16 protein-coding genes and 1 pseudogene are annotated in these 23,024 nt (G+C 71.5%); 3 read left to right on the top strand and 14 right to left on the bottom strand.

Annotated features, from left to right (window positions below):
- Positions 1 to 118 precede the first annotated feature (118 nt).
- The 4 genes and pseudogenes from ACZ5SK_RS25050 to gabT form a co-directional block, all read right to left on the bottom strand.
- Positions 119 to 1,564 carry an aldehyde dehydrogenase family protein gene (locus ACZ5SK_RS25050; RefSeq protein ID WP_334581151.1) on the bottom strand — a complete coding sequence of 482 codons (1,446 nt, stop codon included), beginning with the start codon at positions 1,562 to 1,564 and terminating at the stop codon, positions 119 to 121.
- A 40-nt stretch (positions 1,565 to 1,604) separates the two neighbouring features.
- Complete coding sequence (locus tag ACZ5SK_RS25045; RefSeq protein ID WP_361705027.1) at positions 1,605 to 2,342, bottom strand: phosphatase PAP2 family protein; 738 nt, start codon at positions 2,340 to 2,342, stop codon at positions 1,605 to 1,607.
- 144 nt (positions 2,343 to 2,486) lie between these two features.
- Positions 2,487 to 2,704: pseudogene (locus ACZ5SK_RS25040) on the bottom strand (phosphatase PAP2 family protein); the annotation flags it as partial.
- Positions 2,705 to 2,826: 122 nt separating this feature from the next.
- Entirely contained in the window at positions 2,827 to 4,161 is a 1,335-nt protein-coding gene (gene gabT, locus ACZ5SK_RS25035; protein ID WP_334576804.1) for a 4-aminobutyrate--2-oxoglutarate transaminase, read from the bottom strand.
- A 280-nt stretch (positions 4,162 to 4,441) separates the two neighbouring features.
- Between gabT and ACZ5SK_RS25030 the strand changes: the two genes are divergently transcribed.
- Positions 4,442 to 6,826 carry a type IV secretory system conjugative DNA transfer family protein gene (locus tag ACZ5SK_RS25030; protein ID WP_361705030.1) on the top strand — a complete coding sequence of 795 codons (2,385 nt, stop codon included), beginning with the start codon at positions 4,442 to 4,444 and terminating at the stop codon, positions 6,824 to 6,826.
- Between the two features lie 87 nt (positions 6,827 to 6,913).
- A complete protein-coding gene (locus tag ACZ5SK_RS25025) occupies positions 6,914 to 8,635 on the top strand; it encodes a PucR family transcriptional regulator (protein WP_334576808.1) in 1,722 nt (573 codons plus the stop codon).
- 77 nt (positions 8,636 to 8,712) lie between these two features.
- Here the strand turns inward: ACZ5SK_RS25025 and ACZ5SK_RS25020 are convergent, their stop codons facing one another.
- The gene (locus ACZ5SK_RS25020) at positions 8,713 to 9,876 is read right to left on the bottom strand and encodes a Dyp-type peroxidase (RefSeq protein ID WP_334576810.1); all 1,164 of its coding nucleotides are present in this window, start codon (positions 9,874 to 9,876) and stop codon (positions 8,713 to 8,715) included.
- Positions 9,877 to 9,979: 103 nt separating this feature from the next.
- Here ACZ5SK_RS25020 and ACZ5SK_RS25015 point away from each other — a divergent pair, with 103 nt between their 5' ends.
- A complete protein-coding gene (locus tag ACZ5SK_RS25015; protein WP_334576812.1) occupies positions 9,980 to 11,320 on the top strand; it encodes a right-handed parallel beta-helix repeat-containing protein in 1,341 nt (446 codons plus the stop codon).
- Between the two features lie 7 nt (positions 11,321 to 11,327).
- On the opposite strand, the gene ACZ5SK_RS25010 is transcribed toward ACZ5SK_RS25015, so the two are convergent.
- The 9 genes from ACZ5SK_RS25010 to ACZ5SK_RS24970 all read right to left on the bottom strand — a co-directional run bounded on the left by ACZ5SK_RS25010 (position 11,328) and on the right by ACZ5SK_RS24970 (position 22,944).
- On the bottom strand, positions 11,328 to 12,026 hold the full coding sequence (locus ACZ5SK_RS25010) for a hypothetical protein (protein WP_334581152.1): 699 nt from the start codon (positions 12,024 to 12,026) through the stop codon (positions 11,328 to 11,330).
- A gap of 262 nt (positions 12,027 to 12,288) precedes the next feature.
- Complete coding sequence (locus ACZ5SK_RS25005) at positions 12,289 to 14,670, bottom strand: SdrD B-like domain-containing protein (RefSeq protein WP_334576814.1); 2,382 nt, start codon at positions 14,668 to 14,670, stop codon at positions 12,289 to 12,291.
- 568 nt (positions 14,671 to 15,238) lie between these two features.
- A complete protein-coding gene (locus tag ACZ5SK_RS25000) occupies positions 15,239 to 15,640 on the bottom strand; it encodes a bifunctional DNA primase/polymerase (RefSeq protein ID WP_334576817.1) in 402 nt (133 codons plus the stop codon).
- Between the two features lie 125 nt (positions 15,641 to 15,765).
- Positions 15,766 to 17,184, bottom strand: a complete 1,419-nt coding sequence (locus tag ACZ5SK_RS24995; RefSeq protein WP_361705037.1) for an NAD(P)/FAD-dependent oxidoreductase — start codon at positions 17,182 to 17,184, stop codon at positions 15,766 to 15,768.
- A gap of 39 nt (positions 17,185 to 17,223) precedes the next feature.
- Positions 17,224 to 18,024: an ABC transporter permease gene (locus ACZ5SK_RS24990; protein WP_334576821.1), complete on the bottom strand. Its 801-nt coding sequence runs from the start codon at positions 18,022 to 18,024 to the stop codon at positions 17,224 to 17,226.
- Positions 18,025 to 18,954, bottom strand: coding sequence for an ABC transporter permease (locus ACZ5SK_RS24985; RefSeq protein ID WP_334576823.1), 930 nt, complete (start codon positions 18,952 to 18,954; stop codon positions 18,025 to 18,027).
- Between the two features lies 1 nt (position 18,955).
- Complete coding sequence (locus ACZ5SK_RS24980; protein ID WP_334576825.1) at positions 18,956 to 20,116, bottom strand: ABC transporter ATP-binding protein; 1,161 nt, start codon at positions 20,114 to 20,116, stop codon at positions 18,956 to 18,958.
- Positions 20,113 to 21,360, bottom strand: coding sequence for an ABC transporter substrate-binding protein (locus tag ACZ5SK_RS24975; RefSeq protein ID WP_334576827.1), 1,248 nt, complete (start codon positions 21,358 to 21,360; stop codon positions 20,113 to 20,115). The genes ACZ5SK_RS24980 and ACZ5SK_RS24975 overlap by 4 nt, the downstream gene beginning before the upstream one ends.
- A gap of 69 nt (positions 21,361 to 21,429) precedes the next feature.
- Complete coding sequence (locus tag ACZ5SK_RS24970) at positions 21,430 to 22,944, bottom strand: gamma-aminobutyraldehyde dehydrogenase (protein ID WP_334576829.1); 1,515 nt, start codon at positions 22,942 to 22,944, stop codon at positions 21,430 to 21,432.
- Positions 22,945 to 23,024: the final 80 nt, after the last annotated feature.

Raw genomic sequence — 23,024 nt, 5'->3', positions numbered from 1 at the left:
ATGAAGGGGCCCGGCACCGGAAGGCATCGGTGCCGGGCCCCTTCGGGGGACGGCGTTTTCGCGCCGCCCCGAGACTATCTGAAAATGGTTCCCATTAGCTAGAGGGCGTGGGCTCGGGTCAGAGGGCGAGCCCGGTCAGGACCAGGACGCGCTCGTAGGTGTAGTCCTCCATCGCGAAGCGCACGCCCTCGCGTCCCACCCCGGACTGCTTGGCCCCGCCGTACGGCATCTGGTCGGCGCGGTAGGAGGGCACGTCGCCGACGACGACGCCGCCGACCTCCAGCGCGCGGTGGGCGCGGAATGCGGCCTGCACATCGTGCGTGAACACGCCCGCCTGGAGGCCGTACTTGGAGGAGTTGACGGCCGCGAAGGCCTCGCTCTCGCCGTGCACCTTCTGCACGGTGAGGACCGGCCCGAAGACCTCCTCGCAGGCGATCTTGGTGTCCGCCGGTACGTCGGTGAGGACGGTCGGCGCATAGGAGGCGCCGTCGCGCTTGCCGCCCGCGAGCAGCGAGGCGCCGGCCGCGACGGCCTCGTCCACCCACGTCTCGACGCGCTTGGCCGCGTCCTCGCTGACCAGCGGCCCGACGTCGGTCGCATCGTCGGACGGGTCGCCGGTGACCTGGGCCTCGACGGCGGCGACGATGCGCGGCAGCAGCCGGTCGTGGACGGAGGCGTCCACGATGACCCGCTGCACGGAGATGCAGGACTGGCCGCCCTGGTAGTTGGAGAAGGTCGCGATGCGGGTCGCGGCCCAGTCGAGGTCGGCGTCGCTCGCGTAGTCGCCGAGGACGACGGCCGCGCCGTTGCCGCCCAGCTCCAGGGTGCAGTGCTTGCGCGGCACCGAGTCCATGATCGCGTAGCCGACCTTCTCGGAGCCGGTGAAGGAGATGACCGGCAGCCGCTCGTCCTGGACGAGGGCGGCCATGCGGTCGTTGGCGACCGGCAGGATGCTCCAGGAACCGGCGGGCAGCTCGGTCTCGGCGAGCAGCTCGCCGATGACCAGACCGGACAGCGGGGTCGCCGGGGCGGGCTTCAGGATGATCGGCACGCCGGCCGCGATCGCCGGGGCGATCTTGTGGGCGCACAGGTTCAGCGGGAAGTTGAACGGCGCTATGCCGAGCACGACGCCCTTGGGGAAGCGCCGGGTGAGGGCGAGCCGGCCCTGACCGCCGAGGTCGGTGTCGAGGCGCTGGGCCTCGCCGCCGTTGAACCGCCGGGCCTCCTCGGCGGCGAACCGGAACACGGAGACCGCGCGCCCGACCTCGCCGCGCGCCCACTTGACCGGCTTGCCGTTCTCGGCGGAGATGAGCTGCGCGATCTCCTCGGTGCGCTCGACGAGGCGACGGCTCACGTGGTCGAGGGCGGCGGCGCGGACGTGGGCGGGGGTGGCGGCGAACTCGTCCCGTACGGCGTACGCGGCGGCCACGGCCTCCTCGACCTGCGCGTCGGTCGGCACGCTCGCCTTGCCGACGAGGCGGCCGTCCCACGGGGAGGTGACGTCGAAGGTGTCCTCGCCGGTGACCTGGCGGCCGGCGAGCCAGAAGGCGTGGGTGGCCCCCACGTTCTTTTCCTGGGGCATGTGCGAGTCCCGGCCCTTCCGCTTAGGGGGTGTCCTGAGGTTTCCGTGCTCCACGGTAGGGGCGCGAAGCACGGGGGTCGCTTGTCCGAGTCGTACGGGTGGGCGGCGGCGGTGCGCCGGTTTGGCACGGTCGGCCCTGCTCCCGTACCGGGTTCCGGGTCAGGAAGATCCGGAGCGCACCGAGCAGCACCGTGCACAGACACCAGCTCGCCACGACGTCCAGCGGCCAGTGGTAGCCCCGCCGGACCAGCCCGAACGAGACGGCCAGGACGAGCAGAGCGCCCGTGGCGACGGCCGCCCGGCGGGCGAGTGCCGTGCGCAGCCACGGCAGCAGGATCATCACCGCCGAGCCGTAGGCGATCGCCGCCGTCGCCGTGTGCCCGGAGGGGTAGTAGCCAGTGGCCGGCGGCACGGCGGGCGTGCCGGGCCGGTCGGTCCACTCCTTCAGGGGGACGATGATCAGCGGCGCCAGCACCATCAGTGCGACCGCGGCGGCGGACGGCATCCACCAGCGTGCCTCGCCGGCCGCTCTCCCCCGCCAGGCCGCATACGCCGCGGCCAGCAGCAGGGCCGGCACCGCGACCTGCACATTGCCCAGGTCGGACAGCAGCTCGCAGGCCCGGTCGGGGTGCACGAGGGCACGGCTGAGGCGCTCGTCCAGGCGCAGAAGGGGCCCGTCGGCGGCGACCTGCCAGGTGATCAGCACGAAGAGCAGGGCGGGCAGGCCCAGCAGAGTCTGCGGGCGGACGCGGAACGACATGGGCCCCAGCTTGTCAGGAGCCCCCGCTCCGTGGACGGGGGCCCGGGCGGTGTGGTCCGGCACCGGTGTCGCAGCCGACACGAAAAAAAGACCCCGGAACGAATCCGGGGTCCGCTTTCAGTGGTCCGCAGCAGAGAAGGAGGTCGGCCACCCCGGAACAGGGGGGGTGGTTCCGGGGTGGCCGTCCGGACCGGAAACGCCGGCCGCCCCGGGGGGTTTGGGGCGGGCGACCGTCCGATCGGTGTGGAGATCCGAAGCCGGATGCTCCGGTTGTGTGCGCGAGGGCACGACCAGGTCGAAGCTGGGGAGGCCCCGGCCTGGGTTCCGCCCACAGTCCCCTGTGGGCGGGGTGTATCTCTCATCTCGGTAGAACCTACGGCAGGGACAGGCGGTACGACAGGCCCCATTCCGTCCCGCCATCCTCCCCGCACACCTTCTTCACACCCTTTGCGGCCGGTGGGAATCAGCTGTGCGACGCCCATGCTCAGATGCGCGCGAAAGCCTGCTCGATGATGTCGAGGCCCTCGGCGAGGAGATCCTCGCCGATGACCAGCGGAGGCAGGAAGCGCAGCACGTTGCCGTAGGTGCCACAGGTCAGGACCAGCAGGCCCTCCTGGTGGCAGGCCTTGGCGAGCGCGGCCGTGGCCTCCGGGTTCGGCTCCTTCGTCGTACGGTCCTTGACCAGCTCGATGGCGATCATCGCGCCGCGGCCCCGGATGTCGCCGATGACGTCGAACTTCTCGGCCATGGCGGCGAGGCGGGACTTCATCGTCGCCTCGATCGCCTTCGCCCTGGCGTTGAGGTCGAGCTCCTTCATCGTCTCGATGGAGCCCAGCGCACCGGCGCAGGCGACCGGGTTGCCGCCGTAGGTGCCGCCGAGGCCGCCCGCGTGCGCGGCGTCCATGATCTCGGCGCGGCCGGTGACGGCGGCGAGCGGCAGCCCGCCCGCGATGCCCTTGGCCGTCGTGATCAGGTCCGGGACGATGCCCTCGTCCTCGCAGGCGAACCACTGGCCGGTGCGGCAGAAGCCCGACTGGATCTCGTCGGCGACGAAGACGATGCCGTTGTCGGACGCGAACTTGCTGAGGGCCGGGAGGAAGCCCTTGGCGGGCTCGATGAAGCCGCCCTCGCCGAGCACCGGCTCGATGATGATCGCGGCCACGTTGTCCGGACCGACCTGCTTGGTGATCTGGTCGATGGCCTGCGCGGCGGCCTCGGGGCCCGCGTTCTCGGCGCCGGTGGGCCAGCGGTAGCCGTAGGCGACCGGGACACGGTAGACCTCGGGGGCGAACGGGCCGAAGCCGTGCTTGTACGGCATGTTCTTCGAGGTCAGGGCCATGGTGAGGTTGGTCCGGCCGTGGTAGCCGTGGTCGAAGACGACGACCGCCTGGCGCTTGGTGTAGGCGCGGGCGATCTTGACGGCGTTCTCGACGGCCTCGGCGCCGGAGTTGAACAGCGCCGACTTCTTGGCGTGGTCGCCCGGGGTGAGCTCGGCGAGGGCCTCGGCGACCGCCACATAGCCCTCGTAGGGGGTGACCATGAAACAGGTGTGGGTGAAGTCGGCGAGCTGGGCGGCGGCCCGGCGCACGACGGCCTCGGCGGAGGCGCCGACGGAGGTCACGGCGATGCCGGAGCCGAAGTCGATCAGGCGGTTGCCGTCGACGTCCTCGATGATGCCGCCGCCCGCACGCGCGGTGAAGACAGGGAGCACCGAACCCACCCCGGCCGCGACCGCGGCGGTACGGCGGGCCTGCAGTTCCTGCGACTTCGGGCCGGGGATGGCGGTGACGACGCGGCGCTCCTGCGGAAGGGCGGTCATGAGGGGCTCCTGTGGTTCTGCGAACGGGGGAACGGCGGGGAACGGGGCGTTGCGGACGCTTGCCTTCTTTTCTCGCAGGCTAGGACGGGGAACGGAGGGTGGGCATGCTCCATGTGGGCGGTGTCGGCGAGGCCGCTTGTCCGCCGTGGACAGTGCCGGCGACGCCGCCCTGGACGGTGATCGTCGCGGGCCCGGCCGTGTAAACGGTGAACTCCCCTTGCGGGCGCGTTAGATTGACTCGCTGATGGTGGACGGAACGGCTGGTCAGGGGGCAGGGGCGATGGACAGCGACGGGACGCAGGACGCGCGGGGCACACATGCGAATCCCGTGCCGCGCCCGGCGGGGCCGCCGCGGGCGCCCTCGACGCCGCCGCGCCCGGCCCGGGCGCCGGGTGTCCCACCTGCGCCGGAACATGCCCCGCCGGACTCGTCCGCCGTCGCCGAGTGGCTCGACGAGGAGCGGCCCGCCGCGAAGCCCGGCATCTGGCGCTTCGGATACCGGCTGCCGAAGGCGGCGCGGGCGACGGTGGAGCGGCTCGCGCCCGTCACCGTCGTCGGCATGCTGGTCCCGCTGGTGGTGGCGCTGGTCGCGTGGTCGCTGTGGCGGCGGGGCAGCATGCCGTACCAGTTCACCGTGCTGCGGCTGTTCACCCCGGACGGCTGGTGGTGGGGCGGCACGATCGCCTCCCCGAAGACCATGGAGGGCGCCGAGGCGCGGGTCGTCTACGACGGGGTGTTCTTCGCCGTCCTCGTCTACGCCATGGGCCGGCTGGGCAGCTGGCCGCACGTCGTACGCCACTTCGTCGGCCGCCGCCCGCAGCCCGCCCGTGCCCTGCTCGCCCTGCTCGGCGCGCTCGCCACGCTGAGCTTCGTCTTCCCCGACGCCTTCGGGGTCGGCTGGGACGCGCTGCCGGTCGTCGACCCGCTGTTCTCGCTCATCGTGCTGATCTCCGGCAGCTACGAGCTGTTCGCCTCCCCCCTGTTCACGAACGCGCTGTACGCGGTCATCACGCTGCTCGTGGTGTGGCCGTTCGCCCGGTTCGGGGGCTGGTTGCCGTATCTGAGGGAACGGCGCGCCTCCCGTGAGCGCCCGGCGGCCGCCCCCGCCGTGGAGCGGCCCCGCGCCCAGTGGCCCGAGCTGCGGGACGCCGGGCAGTACGAGGCGGCCGAGCTGCTGACCGGTGAGGTGGCCGCCGGGCGGATGAACGACGTCGACTGCACGCGGGTGCGGCGGGCCTGGACGGCGGGGCTGCCCGACTTCCGGGAGACCGTGCTGCGCCACGGCGGGGCGGCCTGGACGCATCCCTCCGGCGCCCGCGACCTGCCCCGGCGCACCGCCCGCCACGATCTGCTCGCCGGACAGGTGCGCATCGGTCGCTGGGTGGCCGCCGAGCGCACGCCGGCGAGCTACCACGACGCGGGCGCCGCGCTCGGCCCGGAGGTGCTCGGCACCTCGCTGCTGGCGGTCGGGCCGTCCGGCTCGGGCAAGACGCGCACGCTGATCGAGCCGCTGACCGAGGCGCTGGCCCTGCAGGCGCTCACCGGCTCGTGTGCCGTGGTCGCGGTGTCCTCGCCCGGCAGCGGTCCGCTCGGCGCCGACTCCGCCTTCGACGTGATCGTCCGGATCGGCGATCCGTCGTCCGTGCACGACCTCGACCCCTACGCCGAGTCCGACGACCCGGACGAGGCCGCCGCGATCCTCGCCGAGGCGCTGGTCGGCGATCTCGACACGGTGAGCGGCCAGGGCGCGGCCACCGCGCTCGCCCAGCTGCTCGGCCCGTACCGGAGCGTGCACGGCTGCTTCCCCACCCTCCCGGAGCTGCGCGAGCTGCTGGAGGGCGAGCCGGGCGCGCTGGCCGCGCTGCGGACGGCGGTGGCCGGGGACGAGATGATGCGCCGTGAGCTGGAGGCGCGCATCCGGCAGACGGGCACGCCGGGCGACGTCGGCCGAGCCCTCGCCGACCGGCTGGCGCTGCTGAACCGGCCGGTGTTCGCGGAGTTCTTCGGCGCGGGCGGCAACGCGCACCGGGCGTTCTCGCTGCGCGCCGTCGCCCACCACCCGCTGCGGGTCCGCGTCGACCTGCCCGAGCGGGGCCACGAGGAGGCCGCCCGGCTGATCACCCGGCTGGTCCTCGCCCAGTTCCACACCGTCGTACGGGAGCGGCGCGACCACTTCGTCTGTCTGGTCCTGGACGACGCGACGGGGGCGGTCACCGACGGGTCGGTGCGCCGGCTGCAGCGGCTGCGCTCGCAGAACGCGGGCGTGGTACTGGCCCTGCGTACGATCGGCGACGTCCCCGAGGCGCTGCACGGGCCGCTGTACGGGGCCGTCGGCTGCCGGATGGCGTTCTCCGGCATCACCACCTGGGACGGCAGCAGGTTCGCGCAGACCTGGGGCACCGAGTGGGTGGAGACCACGGAGGTCGCCAAGCACACCGTCTTCGCCGACCAGCCGATGACCCGCGCCATCCACGCCCTGCGCAAGCTGGTGACCGGCAAGGCGGTGACCACGGACGCGGTGACCGTGCGCCAGGTCGAGCGGGAGCGGTGGTCGGCGTCCCGGCTGGCGCACGAGGTGCCGCCCGGGCACGCGGTGCTGTCCCTGACGAGCGTGGCGGGCGAGCACGCGCCGCCGCTGCTGGTGGACCTGCGGTCCGTACAGTGAGGCAGAATCGGGGGAGGCCGTTCATACGCGGCGGACAAAAGATCACCTCATCCCTCGCTGTCGTTCGCTCCCCGACCTGAAGGCCCCATGCCTCCCACGCTCGCCTCGCTCGTCCACCACTCCGCGCTGAAGCTGACCGTGCGGGCGGGCGAGGACCGTCTGGACGTGCCGGTGCGCTGGGCGCACGTCAGCGAACTCGCGGACCCCGTGCCGTACATGGAGGGCGGGGAGCTGCTGCTGATCACCGCGCTCAAGCTGGACGCGGAGGACCCGCAGGCCATGCGGCGCTATGTGAAGCGGCTCGCCAAGGCCGGGGTGGTCGGGCTGGGCTTCGCCGTCGGCGTCGCCTACGAGGAGATCCCGAAGGCGCTGGTGGACGCGGCCGAGGAGGAAGGCCTGCCGCTGCTGGAGGTACCGCGCCGCACCCCGTTCCTCGCGATCAGCAAGGCGGTGTCGGCGGCGATCGCGGCCGACCAGTACCGGGCGGTGACGGACGGGTTCGCGGCCCAGCGCGAGCTGACGAAGCAGGCGCTGACGGACGGCCCGCAGGGGCTGCTCGGGGCGCTCGCCGCCCAGGTCGACGGGTGGGCGGCGCTGTACGACGCCTCGGGCGCCGTCGTGGCGGCCGCGCCGGAGTGGGCGGGCCGGCGGGCCGCGCGGCTCACGGCGGAGGTGGAGCGGCTGCGGGAGCGGCCGGCGCCGGCCTCGGCGGTCGTCGGGGGCGCCGGCGACCCGGAGCGCTCCGGGCCCGACGAGACTTACGACGACCGGGTCGAACTGCACTCCCTGGGCACCGGCCGGCGCCCGCGCGCCGCGCTCGCCGTCGGCACGGCGTCGGCTCTCGGCACGGCCGAACGGTACGCCGTCCACTCGGCGATCGCGCTGCTCACCCTCGCCACGGAACGCTCCCGCCCCCTGCGGGAGGCGCAGCAGCGGATCGGCGCGGCGGTGCTGCGCATGCTGCTGGCGGGCGAACCGGACCATGCGCGCGCCGTCGCCGGGGACCTGTACGGCGACCTGCTCGACGCCCCGTTCCGGGTGATCGTCGCCGAGCCGGCACCGGCCGCCCGGGCACACGCCGAGCGTCAGGGGCGCGGGCCTGCGACGACGGCAGCGGACGGGCCGGCCGAGGGGCGGGCGCACGCGCGCGGGTCGTTCGACGCCCGGCCGGCGGTCGGCGCCGAGACGGCCCAGGACCGCTTCGGCGGTCTCACCGAAGTCGTCGAGTCGGCGGCCGCGCGGGCCGGGGAGGCCGTGCTCGTGGTGCCCCAGGGCGAGCAGCTGGTGGCGCTGGCCACGGACGGGGGCGCGGCCGTGGCGGCGTGTGCGCAGTACGCGGCGTCGCTGGAGGCGAGGCGCGCGGCCGGCGAGGGCGTGGACGAGGACGAGCTGGTCGTCGGCCTGTCGGCGCCGGCCGGGCCGATCGCGGCGGCAGCGGCGTACAAGCAGGCCCAGCAGGCGCTGTCGGTGGCGCGGCGCCGAGGCCGGGTCTTCGTGGAGCACGAGCAGCTCGCCGCGGGCTCCGTGCTGCCCCTCCTCGCGGACGACGCGGTGAAGGCGTTCGCGGACGGCCTGCTGCGCGCCCTGCACGAGCACGACGCGACCGGCCGCGGCGACCTGGTGGCCTCCCTGCGGGCCTGGCTCTCCCGCCACGGCCAGTGGGACGCGGCGGCGGCCGACCTGGGCGTCCACCGGCACACCCTGCGCTACCGGATGCGGCGGGTGGAGGAGATCCTCGGGCGTTCACTGGACGACCCGGACGTCCGGATGGAGCTGTGGCTGGCGCTGAAGGCCACGACCTCGGACTAGGACGGCCGCGGTCGAAAGCGGGGGGGGGCCGGCCGGTCGCCGAGCCTCGACGGAGACTGCGCTCGAGTTGATCGTGATCAGCCGAACAGGTGGGAACCGAGCGGGTGTTGCCGGTCGAAGCCGGGGAGGATCAGGAAGGTCGCACTGGCTGTCGTGGTGGTGAAGGGCAGCAGCGCGTCGGAGGTGTCCATGTGGGTGAGGGTGGCGGTGAAGGTCCGCAGGTCGTTCTGGAAGCTGATGAAGAGCAGGCCGGGGGCGGGCTCGTCGGTGCCGTAGGAGCGGCGGAGCATGAGGCCGACCCCGACCACGGTGGAGTGCGCTCTGCGCACGTGGGCGTCGGCGGGGACGAGATAGCGCCCGTCCGGTGTCTTGGCTCCGAGCTTCGGACCCGAGGCGGCGGTGCCGCCGGAGAGGGGGACGCCGCTGGCCCGGCGCCGCCCGAAGACCGCTTCCTGTTCGGCCACGGACAGGGCGGCGAACCGCGGCAGGTCGAGTTCCATACGCCGCAGCACGGCAAGGGTGCCGCCGGCGACCGCAGGGGGCCCCGCCAGCCAGAGGTCGCGTTGTTGTTCGGCGGTCGTGTGCGGGCCCACGATGCCGTCGATGAAACCGAGCGGGTTGCGTGGCGCGGTGAGACCGTTGCCGACGGACACGTTCGCACCGCGGCGTGCGGACTGGCGCCAGCGTTCGCGGATGCGGTCACCGGCCTGCTCCAGGAGCGCGGCGGCGACGATCGGTAAGAGGAGCGGGTCGCCGGCGCAGATCTGTATCAGCAGGTCACCGCCGCGTGCCTGCGGGGCGATCCGCTCGCGGGAGAAGCGCGGGAGGTCGGCCGCGCCGGGCAGTGCGGCGTCGACCGTGCGCACCAGCCGGGGGCCCACGCCGACGGTCACGGTGAGGTCGCCCGGCGGCAGGCCCAGCAGCCGCCGGTCGGTGCCGGCTGTGAGGGTGCGGATGGCCTGGCCGAGTTCGGCCAGCAGCGGGCCGGGGGCCACGGTGGCGCCGAGGTCGGCCACCACGGCGAGCAGGTGGGGCTGGGCCGGCTGGGGGAGCGTGATGCCTGCCTGATGGCGGCCCGTGGCCGGAACCGGCATGGGCGTGGGCGTGGCCCCCGGGGCAGGGGCGTGCCGGCCTGGCTGGGCGGAGCCCGATGTGCACCCGGCGGTCAGACCGGCGGCCATCATGGCTCCGGCGACATCGAGGAACGTGCGGCGGGACGGGTGGTGATCGGCTCGGCGCATGGTGTGCACAGTGCCACACCCGATTCGTACGTGCCGGTCAACTTCGCGATTCTGGCGGGGAATTGGGCGTCGTACCGGACCGGGATCATGCCAGACTGGGATCATGCCTCGATTAGCTCTGCGCGTGCTGGCGGCCGTAGTGGGCACGGTGACACTGGTGGCCGGCTGTGGCGGTGACGGCGGCGGATCGGGCGAAGGCCGGCGTCCGGCCGGTGCGCAGGTGACGATCCGCGTGCCTGCCGATGCCCCGACGATCTCGGCCGCGGTGTCCTTGGCCCGCCCCGGTGACCTGGTGCTGGTCGCTCCGGGGGTCTACCACGAGTCGGTGAGGCTCGACACGGCGCGCGTCACTCTTCGCGGCTCGTCCCGGGACAAGGTCGTCATCGACGGGCGGTTGCGCCAGCCGAACGGCGTCGTCGTCTCGGCGCCCGGGGTGGCCGTGGAGAACCTGACCGTGCAGAACAACACGCAGAACGGCGTGCTGGTCACCGGTTCGGCGAAGGCGGCAGCCGGCCTGTCGGGGGGAAGCGGCGGCTACGACACCGGGGACGAGCCCGTCACCTTCCTGAAGTCGTTCCTGGTCTCCCATGTGACCGCGACCCGCAACGGTCTGTACGGCATCTACGCGTTCTCCGCCCAGAACGGTGTCATCGCGAACTCGTACGCGTCGGGCGGCGCCGACTCGGGGATCTACGTCGGCCAGTGCAAGCCCTGCAACATCGTGGTGCGGGACAACGTCGCCGAACTCAACGCGGTCGGTTACGAAGGCACCAACGCCAGCGGGGACATGTACGTGGTCGGCAACCGCCTGGTCGGCAACCGGGTCGGACTCACCACCAACTCCGACCACCAGGAGAAACTGCTCCCGCAGCAGGGCTCCGTCATCGCGGGCAATCTGATCGCCGCCAACCAGCAGACGGCCACCCCCGAGCAGGCCGACGGCGGGTGGGGCATCGGCGCCGGCATCGACGGCGGCAGCGACAACCGGTTCATCCGCAACCGCATCGCCGGCAACCGCAGCGCCGGGCTGGTGATCACCGCGACCGTCGACATACCTCCGGTCGGCAACCAGATCCTGGCCAACACCTTCACCGGCAACGGCGTCGACGTCGGCTGGACGTTCCCCACCGCCACGCGGGGACGGGGCAACTGCCTGCGGGGCAACGCTCTGCGCACCACCGTGCCCGCCCGGCTCGCGACGACTGCGGCCTGCCCGCTTCCGGCCGGGTCGTCCTCGCCGGCCGGCACCTGGACGGCGCCGACGGCACCCGGTGGCATCCCGTTCACCGAGGTCGCCGCGCCTGCTCCGCAGCCGCAGTTCCCCGACGCCGCCACCGCGGGCGCCACCGCTGTCCCGCCGGTCCCGGTCCTGCCGAGGACGGAGGACATCCGGCTGCCGCCGGCCTCCCTGCTCGCCGCGAACGCGCGGGTGCGGACGTCCTGAACAGCGGCTACCGGGTCGGGGTGGTTCCGGGTGTCGGGGTGGTTCCGGGTAACGGCTCGACCGGAACGTACGTGTGGGTGTCGAAATCGATGACCACCGGCTCCGGCTGTGAACCCACGCTGACGCGGACCCGGTACATCGTGCCGTCAGGGCCGATCCAGTAGCGCACGTTGCCCGCCGTACCCGAGCGGCCGGGCGAGGACGGCCCGGTCATGACGTCCACGCGCCGCCCGTCCACCTGCTCCCGCCCCCACCAGGCGGCGCCGTTCTGCGGCAGCAGTGCGGCGTTGTCCGGCCGGTCGCCGCCGAGACCGAGCGCGATGGACAGGGAGGTGTCCAGCGCGCTGCCGGACGACAGCAGCGGACGGTCGTACCAGCCCGAACGGGGCGGCGACGCGGGTGCGTGCGCCGGGGCGTCCGTCATCGGGCGGACGTGCACCGAGGTGGGCGTCCACTGGATCAGCCCGTCGCTGGACCTGTCGCGCCCGGTGCCGTGCACCACGCCGTAACCGACCTTGCGCCGATAGTCGACGGACCCGGTGACGGTGAGCCCGCCGGCGGCGCCCGGCACGGTGATCGTCACCGCGCGGCCCTGCGCCTGGTAGTTGAGGAATCGCGTGATCGCCAGCCGGTTCGCCTCATCCGTCGTCAGCGGGCGCGGACCGCCGGTGTCGGAGCCGCGGTCGACGACCAGGAACGCCACCACAGCGGCCACCGCGGCCGCCCCGACGGCCGCGATGCCGATGACGGCCGCGGCCCGGCGCGACCGCGGCCATCGGCGCCGGCCGGCCGGACGACCCGGTGGGGCTTGCCGGATTCTCACGCTCCGCACGCGGTTCGACGCTGACACTCTCCGCTTCATCCTTTCGATCGCCACGCCGGCCGGCCCTCGTGGGCCCGCCGGGACGTGATCTGCCCGTCCGCGCCGTCCGGATCGCGGACGGGCAGATCACCGCCCTGCGGTTCGTTCAGTGGTGCCGGGCGCGACGATTCCGGGTCACGAACGCGATGACCAGGCCCGCACCCACCAGCAGACCGACGAGGCCGATCATCTCCGCCAGCCCGGACGTACCGGTGCTCGCCAGCGAACCACCGCCTCCACCGGCCGGGGCCGGGTGGTTGGCAGGCGGCGTGGAGGCCGCGGGCGGCGTCGGAGTCGGTGTGGGAGTCGGCGTCGGGGTCGGCGTCTCCTTCGGGATGTACACCCCGGCGTCGATCGTGTGATCGACCCCGCCCGGCTTGGCCGGCGCCGTGACAGGCGCGGAGCCGTTGCACAGCGGTCCGGTGGTCGGCGGGGTCACATTGGAGTCGTGCGCACGGTCGGCGCCGGCCCGCGGGAGCGTGAACCTCAGCTCGCTCGCCGGGGGCTGCTCGGGCACCTGGCCGGTGTCCGCGGTGCACACGTCGAACTGCACCGTGTACTTCGCGCCCGGCGTGAGCTCGTACGCGGCGCCCACACCGCCGAAGTAGTACTCGCCGGCGGCATTGGTCCTGGTCGTGGCGACCTGTTTGCCGTCCGCGTCCAGCAGGTTGATCGTCGCCCCCGGCAGCAGCACGTGCCCCGGGTCCTGGATCCCGTTGTGGTCGCCGTCGAACCACACGACGTTGCCGATCTGGATCGGCGCGTTCGCCGCCGCGTAAGCGATGTCACCGAGCCCGCCGGCCTTGCCGAACCCGCCCTGTTCCCGGCTGACGAACTGGAACCCGTTGGCCTTCGGGTCGTTGCCCGGGCCCTGACCGGTCGTGATGTCGTGGTACCCGGTGCCCGAGGTCGCGACGTCGGCGACCGGGTCGAACTCCGTGCTGACGACCCACTGCTCCCGCGGGATGTAGGCCACCGACCCCAGCGCGGTCTCCTGGTGCGCGTTGGCGTAGGTGTCGCCCGGGAAGTACTCGACGACATCGGCGGGCTGGCCGCCGTTGTTGGCGGGGGTGGCGTGGTTGGGGCAGCTTCCGGTGCCTTCCCACTGGTATTCACCGGTGGGCGTGGCGCAGACCATGGTGATGTCACCACCGGACATGCCGTTTTGCTGCGTGTCGGTCGGGCGGGGGCCCAGCCCTCCCCAACTCAGCACGTCCATGAACCGGTCGCGGAAGCCCAGGATCATCGAGCCGTCGCGGCCGAAGGCCAGGGAGGACAGCTCCGGCTGCGGATCGATGTAGACGTTGCCCGACTTCCGGTCGTCCCACGTGTCCAGGCCGGTGTTCCACGGGTTCCAGTGGGTGGCCTTGTCGCCGGCACCGAAGACGCTGCCGCGTGCGTACGTGAGCGGGTGGCTCAGCACCGTGGTGAACCGCTTGCCGTCGTAGGTGGAGACGACGGCCTTCAGGTCCGCGCGCTGCTGCGTGCTCTCCGCACTGCACACACCGCCGACGTACAGCGTGTTGTTGTGGGCCTGGAGACCGAACGGCCGCCAGTCGTCGGGGCTCGCGCACCCCGGGTCCGGGATGGGGACCGTCGACCTGGGCGCCGCGGCGGTGGCCCCTGTCGCGTCGAAGCTCACCAGGCTGCGGGTCCGCAGGTTCACCGCGTACAGCGTGGAGCCGTCCTCCGACAGGGCCAGGCCACCGATGCTCTCCTTGCCCGGCGCGTCGGTGAACCCGGCATCCTTGATCATGTTGGCGGTGTCGTGCGGCGTCACCGCGGCGTCCGGCACCCGCGCGAACAGCTGCGGCGCAGCCGAGCCGTTGACCGGCACCGTGTAGATCGCGCCCCCGCCCTGCGGCCCGTACGGGGCGTAGCGGCGGGCGAACGCGCTCTGGAACAGCCGGGTCCGGTACGTGTCGTACGCCAGCCCGAACGTCGTGCCCACCTGGGCCTGTGTGGCCAGCGTGGTCGGGCAGGCCACATCGGTGGGACACGTGCCCCGGGTCTTCGTCCCGAACGCCACCAACGCCCGGGTGTCGGTCCCCTTGGGGCCGTTGTGGATCGGCACGAAGTACCGCGAGTCCGGCAGTGTGTAGTCGGCCGGATCCCACACCCCCGTCACCACCGAGGCGTTCTTTCCGTCCGACACGTCCACGAACGACGTGAAGCTGTCGAAGTGGCTCTCCGCCGTCGACGCGGGCGCCGCCCGCAGATAGTCGCTGTACGGTTTCGGGACGCTGACGTCGACGCGGTACTTGCCGCCGCTCAGCACCTCCGACGGCGACACCACGACCTTTCCGGTGGCATCCGTGACACCGGTGACATGGTGCCCGGCGGGGTCGGAGACCTCCACCTTCATGCCCCGCTGCGGCACGTCCATCGTCGTGTTGATCACTCCGGTGCCGAAGAAGTCGCGCAGCACCTCGACCGTCAGCGTGCCGTCGGCGGCCGAGGCGGCGGCCGCTCCAGCCGTCGCTCCCACGGCGCCGCCCGCCAGCAGAAGAACGGATAACCCGATGCGCGCCGACGGCCCCACAAGGCTCGAGGCTAATCGGCGCGACTCTCTGCCAACTCCGTTCATGGCATCACACTCCATATTTCTCTTGTCGTGAAAACGGAACACCCGCTTCTCGCCACACGCCCGCTTCATGAGGAAAAGGGGCCCACCGCTGTTGCGTGGACCGCTTTGTGATGATCGTTGGAGGATATTGCGGGTGAGTTGTGAGCGCCGCACGCCAGAAAAGGCAAACGCGCGTTCACGACCTCGGGCAGGGCCGCCCGGGGTCGCGTGTTCGTGCAGCTCAATCACGGTGCTTCCCCCACCCCGGCCTCCCCGACCGCCATCGCGAGCAGCGCGCGATATCTTATCCCTGGAGTCTCGCCGTCACCAGCAGAACCCCTCGTGTCCATCGGAATCCGCGATAGTCTCCGACCGCTCGGACAGGGAAGTGATGGCCGAATCTGGTCCCATCGAGTCCGAGAAACGAGACCAGGCCGGTGACCGGGAGATAAAACTCGCGGCAGTGGCTCATAACAGCCCCCGGCACCTCCTATTCGGCCAAGCCGGCGGCAGCCTCGTGCATCGCGAGTTCGAGGACCAGCCAGCGGACGCTCCCGGTCGAGCGCCCCGGATACGGCACGACGATCCAGGTGCCGGCCCCTGCCGAGCGGATGCCGGTGCCGAGCCAGCGGGCGGCCGTGCCCGGCGCCACGAAGAACCCCATGCGGTCGTCCCCGAAGTCGACGAGCACGGGGCCCGGCCGGTCGAGGATCCGGGTCAGCACGTCGAGGGTGGGATAGCCGAGCTCCCCCGGCAGGATGAGTACGTCCCAGGCCCTGCCCGCGGGCAGCAGCACCACCCCCAGAGGGCTGCGCTCCCACTCCCACCGGCATGCCTCGGGATCCGGTGCGGCGGATGCCAGCCACTCGACCGCCGTCTTCGCCCCAGCCATGTGAAGCCCTGCCTCTCCCTCGTGAACACGAGCGCGTTCACGAGGGAGAGGCAGGTCCACGGCGAGCATTACGCGGGTTCCGGCGCCCCGTGGGGGTGAACCGGCTCACACCCCGTCAGCAGGGGTCAGCTGTCGAAGCCCAGGCCCAGTCGGTCCATCGTCTTCAGCCACAGGTTGCGGCGGCCGGCGTGTGCGTCGGCGCGGGCCAGGGACCATTTGGTGAGGGCGATGCCCGTCCAGGCGAACGGCTCGGGCGGGAAGGGCAGCGGCTTCTTGCGGACCATCGCCAGGGACGTCCGCTCGGTGCTCTCCCCCGCCAGCAGGTCCAGCATCACCTCGGCGCCGAACCGGGTGGCCCCCACGCCCAGGCCGGTGTAGCCGGCGGCGTACGCCACCTTGCCCTGGTGGGCCGTGCCGAAGAACGCCGAGAAGCGCGAGCAGGTGTCGATCGCGCCGCCCCACGCGTGGGTGAAGCGGACGCCCTCCAACTGCGGGAAGCAGCCGAAGAAATGGCCGGCGAGCTTGGCGTAGGTCTCCGGCCGGTCGTCGTACTCGGCGCGCACCCGGCCGCCGTACGGGTAGATCGCGTCGTAGCCGCCCCAGAGGATGCGGTTGTCCGCGGACAGGCGGAAGTAGTGGAACTGGTTGGCGCTGTCCCCGAGGCCCTGGCGGTTCTTCCAGCCGACCGAGTCGAGCTGTTCGGGGGTCAGCGGTTCGGTCATCAGCGCGTAGTCGTAGACCGGGACGGTGTACGCCCGCACCCGCTTGACCAGGTTCGGGAAGACGTTCGTGCCGAGGGCGACCTGCCGGGCGCGGACCGACCCGTAGGGGGTGCGTACGGCCATCCCCGCGCCGTACGGCTTCAGGTTCAGGGCGGGGGTGTGCTCGTAGACGCGGACGCCGAGGCGGGCGCAGGCCTGTTTCAGTCCCCAGGCCAGTTTGGCGGGGTGCAGCATGGCCACGCCCCGGCGGTCGTGCAGGCCCGCCTCGAAGGTGGGCGAGGCGACCTGCTCGCGGACCGCGTCCGCGTCGAGGAACTCCAGGCCCTCGGCGAGGCCCTTGCGGTCGAGCTCCTCGTACCAGTCGCGCAGCTCCCACGCCTGGTACGGCTGCGTCGCGACGTCGATCTCGCCGGTGCGCTCGAAGTCGCAGTCGATGCCGTGCCGGGCGATCGCCGCCTCGATCTCGTCGAGGTTGCGCCCGCCCAGCTCCTGCAGCCGGTGGATCTCGTCGGGCCAGCGGGCCAGCCCGTTGGGCAGCCCGTGGGTGAGGGAGGCCGCGCAGAAGCCTCCGTTGCGGCCCGAGGCGGCCCAGCCCACCTCGCGGCCCTCCAGCAGCACCACGTCCCGCCGCGGCTCGCGCTCCTTGGCGACGAGCGCGGTCCACAGTCCGCTGTAGCCGCCGCCGACGACCAGCAGGTCGCAGGTCTCGGCGCCGGTGAGCGCGGGCTCGGGGCGGGGCTTGCCGGGATCTTCCAGCCAGTACGGGACCGGCTGGGCGTCGGAAAGAGAAGTGATCCACCGGTTCATGGCGCTTGGGGCCATGATTTCAACTCCCTACAGAGCTTTTTGCCTTACAGGCCTTTATGCCTTTTGTTTGCGGCGACGGTTTCCGATGACCATCGACATCAGGACGAACAGTACGGCGACGAGGAACATGGCCGTGCCGATGACGTTGATCTGAACGGGCGTTCCACGCTGGGCCGAACCCCAGACGAACATGGGGAAGGTGACGGTCGAGCCCGCGTTGAAATTGGTGATGATGAAATCGTCGAAGGAGAGCGCGAAGGCGAGCAGCGCGCCCGCGGCGATTCCGGGGGCCGCGATGGGCAGGGTGACGCGCAGGAAGGTCTGCGCCGGTCCGGCGTAGAGGTCCTGGGCGGCCTGTTCCAGGCGCGGGTCCATCGACATGACGCGTGCCTTGACGGCCGTCACGACGAAGCTGAGGCAGAACATGATGTGCGCGATGAGGATCGTCCAGAATCCCAACTGTGCACCCAGGTTGAGGAACAGGGTGAGCAGCGAGGCGGCCATGACGACCTCGGGCATCGCCATGGGCAGGAAGATCAGCGAGTTGACGGCGCCCCGCGCGCGGAAGCGGTAGCGAACCAGCGCGAAGGCGATCATCGTGCCGAGGACCGTGGCGCCGAGGGTCGCCCAGATGGCGATCCGGAGGCTGAGTGAGAGCGAGCCGCACAGCCCGGCGACCCCGCACGGGTCCTTCCAGGCGTCCGTGGAGAACTGCTGCCACTGGTAGTTGAAGCGGCCCTTCGGTTTGTTGAAGGAGAACACCGTGACCACGATGTTCGGCAGCAGGAGATAGCCGAGCGTGAGAAGTCCCGCGATGACCACGAAATGGCGCTTGAGCCAGTTGACGAAGGGCATTTAGACCAGATCCTCCGTCCCGGACCTGCGAATGTAGAAGGTGACCATGAGCAGGATCGCGGCCATGAGAATGAAGGAGAGGGCAGCAGCCGTCGGATAGTCCAGCACGCGCAGGAACTGCGTCTGGATGACGTTTCCGATCATGCGGGTGTCGGTCGAGCCGAGGAGTTCGGCGTTGACGTAGTCGCCGGCGGCCGGGATGAAGGTGAGCAGCGTGCCGGAGACCACGCCCGGCATCGAGAGCGGGAAGGTGACCTTGCGGAAGGTGGTCACCGGCCTAGCGTACAGGTCGCCCGCGGCCTCGTGGAGGCGCCCGTCGATGCGCTCCAGCGAGGTGTAGAGCGGCAGGACCATGAACGGCAGGAAGTTGTACGTCAGACCGCAGACCACCGCGAGCGGTGTGGCGAGGACGCGGTCCCCCGCGGTCCAGCCGAGCCAGCTGGTGACGTCCAGGACGTGCAGCGTGTTGAGGGCGCCGACGACCGGGCCGCCGTCCGCGAGGATCGTCTTCCAGGCGAGGGTGCGGATCAGGAAGCTGGTGAAGAACGGCGCGATCACCAGGATCATGATCAGGTTCCGCCAGCGGCCCGCGCGGAAGGCGATCAGATAGGCCAGCGGGTAGCCCAGCACCAGACACAGGATGGTGGCGGCGCCCGCGTAGAGGACGGAGCGCAGGAACTGCGGCCAGTACTCGCTCAGCGCGTCCCAGTAGGTCGCGAAGTGCCAGGTGACCTTGTAGCCGTTCTCCAGGGAGCCCGTCTGCACGGACGTGGAGGCCTGGTAGATCATCGGCAGCGCGAAGAACACGAAGAGCCAGAGCAGCCCGGGCAGCAGCAGCCAGTACGGCGTGAGGCGCCCGCGCTTGCGGGGCGGCTTCTGCGCGGGGGCCGTGGGGGTGAGAGGCGGGGGCGCCTCGGCGAGTGTCGCCATGTCAGACCGCCGCCTCTTCCTGGATGCCCGCGTCGATGTCCTGGGACGCGTCCAGGCCGAAGGTGTGGGCCGGACTCCAGTGCAGGACGACGTCGGCGCCGGGGACCAGCCGGGCGTCCCGGTCGATGTTCTGGGCGTAGACCTCGAACTCGGGGCAGACCGCGCTGTCGATGACGTACTGGGTGGAGACGCCGATGAACGAGGAGTTGGCGATCTTCCCGGTGATGCGGTTGCGGCCCTCGGGGATCTCGCCCGCGTCGTCGGCGTGGGTGAGGGAGATCTTCTCCGGACGGACGCCGACCAGCACCCTGCCGCCGGTCGTCGTGGGCGCGGCGCAGCGCGCCTCGGGCAGCACCAGCTTGCCGCCGCCCGCCTTCAGGACGATGTCGTCGCCGCTCCTGGCGTCGACCTCGGCCTCGATCAGGTTCGACGTGCCGAGGAAGTTGGCGACGAAGGTGGTGTTCGGGTTCTCGTAGAGGTCGGTCGGCGAGCCGAGCTGTTCGACGCGGCCCGCGTTCATCACGGCGACCGTGTCGGCCATCGTCATGGCCTCCTCCTGGTCGTGCGTGACGTGCACGAAGGTGATGCCGACCTCGGTCTGGATGCGCTTGAGCTCCAACTGCATCTGGCGGCGCAGCTTGAGGTCGAGGGCGCCGAGGGGCTCGTCGAGGAGGAGCACCTTGGGGTGGTTGATGAGGGCGCGGGCCACGGCCACGCGCTGCTGCTGGCCGCCGGAGAGCTGGTGCGGCTTCTTGCGGGCCTGCTCGCCGAGCTGGACGAGTTCCAGCATGTCCTCGACCTGCTTCTTCACGCTCTTGATACCGCGTCTGCGCAGGCCGAAGGCGACGTTCTCGAAGATGTCGAGGTGCGGGAAGAGGGCGTAGGACTGGAAGACGGTGTTCACCGGGCGCTTGTACGGCGGGAGGGCCGTGACGTCCTGGTCGCCGAGGTGGACCGTCCCGGAGGAAGGTTCCTCCAGGCCGGCGATCATGCGCAGGGTGGTGGTCTTGCCGCAGCCGGAGGCGCCCAGCAGGGCGAAGAAGGAGCCCTGGGGGACGGTCAGGTCGAGCGGGTGGACGGCGGTGAAGGAGCCGTAGGTCTTGCCGATGCCGGCCAGGCGGACGTCGCCGCTGCCGTTGTCCGTTGTCTTCATCGTCGTCACGCCCCAGTGAGCTTCGCGAATTTCGCCTCGTAGACGGTCTCTTCCTTCGCGCTCAGCGAGCGGAATGAGTGCGACTTCGCCTGCATGGCCTTGTCGGGGATGATCAGCGGGTTGTCCGCCGCGTCCTTGTCGATCTTCGCCAGCGCGTCCTTCACTCCGTCGACGGGACAGACGTAGTTGATGTAGGCGGCGAGTTCGGCGGCCGGCTCCGGCTCGTAGTAGTAGTCCATGAGCCGCTCGGCGTTCGTCTTGTGACGTGCCTTGTTGGGGATCAGCATGTTGTCGCTGGACGTCAGATAGCCGCTGTCGGGGATGACGAAGTCGACGTCGGGGCTGTCCGCCTTGAGCTGGACGACGTCACCCGCCCAGGCGATGCAGGCCGCGAAGTCGCCGCTGGTGATGTCGGACGTGTAGTCGTTGCCGGTGAAGCGGCGGATCTGGCCGCTGTCGACGGCCTTCTGCAGGCGGGCGATGGCCGCGTCGTAGTCGTCGCCGGTGAACTTCGCCGGGTCCTTGCCCATGTCCAGCAGCGTCATGCCCATGCTGTCGCGCATCTCGGTGAGGAAGCCGACGCGGCCCTTCAGCTTGGGATTGTCGAGCAGGTCGGAGACCGACTTCACCTCGACGCCGTCCAGCGCCTTCTTGTTGTAGGCGATGACCGTGGAAATGCCCTGCCAGGGGTAGGAGTAGGCCCGGCCCGGGTCCCAGTCGGGGCTGCGGAACTGCTGCGACAGGTTGGCGTAGGCGTGCGGCAGGTGGGAGGCGTCCAGTTTCTGGACCCACCCGAGGCGGATGAGGCGGGCGGCCAGCCAGTCGGTGAGGACGATGAGGTCGCGGCCGGTGTCCTGGCCCGCGGCGAGCTGCGGCTTGATCTTGCCGAAGAACTCGTTGTTGTCGTTGATGTCCTCGGTGTACTTGACCTTGATGCCGGTGCGTTGGGTGAAGGCGTCGAGCGTGGGGTGGTGCTTGCCGCTGTCGTCGACGTCCATGTACTCGGTCCAGTTGGAGAAGTTCACGGTCTTCTCCTGCGCCGAGTGGTCCTCTGCGGACGTGCCGCCCCCGGACTTGCCGGCCGCGGGGATCCCGCAGGCGCTCAGTGCGCCGAGGCCGCCGAGGGTGAGCGCGCCGCCGGCGGAGGCGCGCAGCAGCGACCGGCGGGTCATGGCCGCCCTGCCGTTGCGGAAGCTGCGCCGTATGGCGGCCACTTGGGCCGGACTCAGGCGGTCGGGCTCGTACTGCTCCATGCGCGTGGTGCCCTTTCGGGAGGTCCGGCCGTGGTCGGCGGCCGTTCGTCGTCGCTTGTCAGTCGTCGCTTACGCGTCCCCGAAGACGGTGCGGTGCCAGGGCTTCCGAACCACCGCCGTATTATCGAACATTACGTGCTTGATCTGGGTGTACTCCTCGAACGAGTACACCGACATATCCTTGCCGAAGCCGGACGCCCGGTAGCCGCCGTGCGGCATCTCGCTGATGATCGGGATGTGGTCGTTGATCCACACGCACCCGGCCTTGATCTCGCGTGTCGCCCGGTTCGCCCGGTAGACGTCCCGGCTCCAGGCGGAGGCCGCGAGCCCGTACGGGGTGTCGTTGGCGAGCGCGATGCCCTCGTCGTCACTGTCGAACGGCAGGACGACCAGGACCGGCCCGAAGATCTCGGACTGGACGATCTCGCTGTCCTGGGCCGCGTCCGCGATCAGGGTCGGCAGATAGTAGGCGCCGTTCTTGAGCTCTCCCTGCGGGGCCTCGCCGCCGGTCACCACGCGCGCGTAGGCACGCGCCCGGTCGACGAAGGCGGCGACCCGGTCGCGCTGGACGTGCGAGACCAGTGGGCCGAGGTCGGTGCCGGGGGCGAAGGGGTCGCCGAGCCGGACGGTCTCCATCAGGGCGGCCGTCCGCTCGACGAACGCCTCGTAGAGGGGCCGCTGCACGTACGCGCGCGTGGCGGCCGTGCAGTCCTGCCCGGTGTTGATGAGCGCGCCCGCGACCGCGCCGTTGGCGGCGGCCTCCAGGTCGGCGTCGTCGAAGACGACGAAGGGCGCCTTGCCGCCGAGTTCCAGGTGGAGCCGCTTGACGGTCGCGGTGGCGATCTCGGCGACGCGCTTGCCGACGGCGGTGGAGCCGGTGAAGGAGGTCATGGCGACATCGGGGTGTCCGACGAGGTGTTCGCCCGCCTCCTTCCCGGTCCCGTTGACGATGTTGACGACACCGTCGGGCAGGCCGGCCTCCGTCGCCGCCCGGGCGAAGAGGAGGGAGGTGAGCGGGGTGAGCTCGGCGGGCTTGAGCACGATGGTGTTGCCCGCGGCGATCGCCGGGAGGATCTTCCAGGCGGCCATCTGGAGGGGGTAGTTCCAGGGGGCGATGGAGCCGACGACGCCGATGGGCTCGCGGCGGACGTAGGAGGTGTGGTCACCGGAGTACTCGCCCGCGGACTGGCCCGCGAGGTGGCGGGCGGCGCCGGCGAAGAAAGCGGTGTTGTCGATCGTCCCCGGGATGTCGAACTGGCGGGTCAGCTTCAGCGGTTTGCCGCACTGGAGGGACTCGGCACGGGCGAATTCCTCCGCACGGTCGGCGAGGACGGCGGCCAGCCGGTGCAGGGCGTCCGAACGCTCGCCCGGCGTGGCACCTGACCAGCCCGGGAAGGCGGCGCGGGCGGCGGCGACGGCCGCGTCCACGTTGTCGGCGCTCGCCGGCCTGTAGGTGAAGACCTCCTCGCCGGTCGCGGGGTCGATCACGGCGTGGGTCGGGCCGGACGTGCCGTGGGTGAGACGGCCCCCGATGTACTGAGCGCCGTCCGCGAAACGTTCCTGTGCGGGGAACCGGTCCTGCATGTCGCTCTCCTCCGCCTTCGCCCCGCTCTGCGCGAGAGCGGGTGGCGTAGCTCCGGCCTGATTTGATTGCCGATCCTGAC

The organism is Streptomyces sp. NPDC031474 (assembly GCF_055581185.1).
Note: the sequence above shows the minus strand (reverse complement) of the source record. Positions and strands in the feature narration are given on the sequence as shown.

Coding starts and splice junctions, on each gene's coding strand:
- ACZ5SK_RS25025 (WP_334576808.1), top strand. CDS start 6,914: ATGCCTCCCACGCTCGCCTCGCTCGTCCACCACTCCGCGCTGAAGCTG.
- ACZ5SK_RS24990 (WP_334576821.1), bottom strand. CDS start 18,024: ATGCCCTTCGTCAACTGGCTCAAGCGCCATTTCGTGGTCATCGCGGGA.
- ACZ5SK_RS25000 (WP_334576817.1), bottom strand. CDS start 15,640: ATGGCTGGGGCGAAGACGGCGGTCGAGTGGCTGGCATCCGCCGCACCG.
- ACZ5SK_RS25030 (WP_361705030.1), top strand. CDS start 4,442: ATGGACAGCGACGGGACGCAGGACGCGCGGGGCACACATGCGAATCCC.
- ACZ5SK_RS25020 (WP_334576810.1), bottom strand. CDS start 9,876: ATGCGCCGAGCCGATCACCACCCGTCCCGCCGCACGTTCCTCGATGTC.
- ACZ5SK_RS24985 (WP_334576823.1), bottom strand. CDS start 18,954: ATGGCGACACTCGCCGAGGCGCCCCCGCCTCTCACCCCCACGGCCCCC.
- ACZ5SK_RS24970 (WP_334576829.1), bottom strand. CDS start 22,944: ATGCAGGACCGGTTCCCCGCACAGGAACGTTTCGCGGACGGCGCTCAG.
- ACZ5SK_RS24975 (WP_334576827.1), bottom strand. CDS start 21,360: ATGGAGCAGTACGAGCCCGACCGCCTGAGTCCGGCCCAAGTGGCCGCC.
- ACZ5SK_RS25045 (WP_361705027.1), bottom strand. CDS start 2,342: ATGTCGTTCCGCGTCCGCCCGCAGACTCTGCTGGGCCTGCCCGCCCTG.
- gabT (WP_334576804.1), bottom strand. CDS start 4,161: ATGACCGCCCTTCCGCAGGAGCGCCGCGTCGTCACCGCCATCCCCGGC.
- ACZ5SK_RS24995 (WP_361705037.1), bottom strand. CDS start 17,184: ATGGCCCCAAGCGCCATGAACCGGTGGATCACTTCTCTTTCCGACGCC.
- ACZ5SK_RS25015 (WP_334576812.1), top strand. CDS start 9,980: ATGCCTCGATTAGCTCTGCGCGTGCTGGCGGCCGTAGTGGGCACGGTG.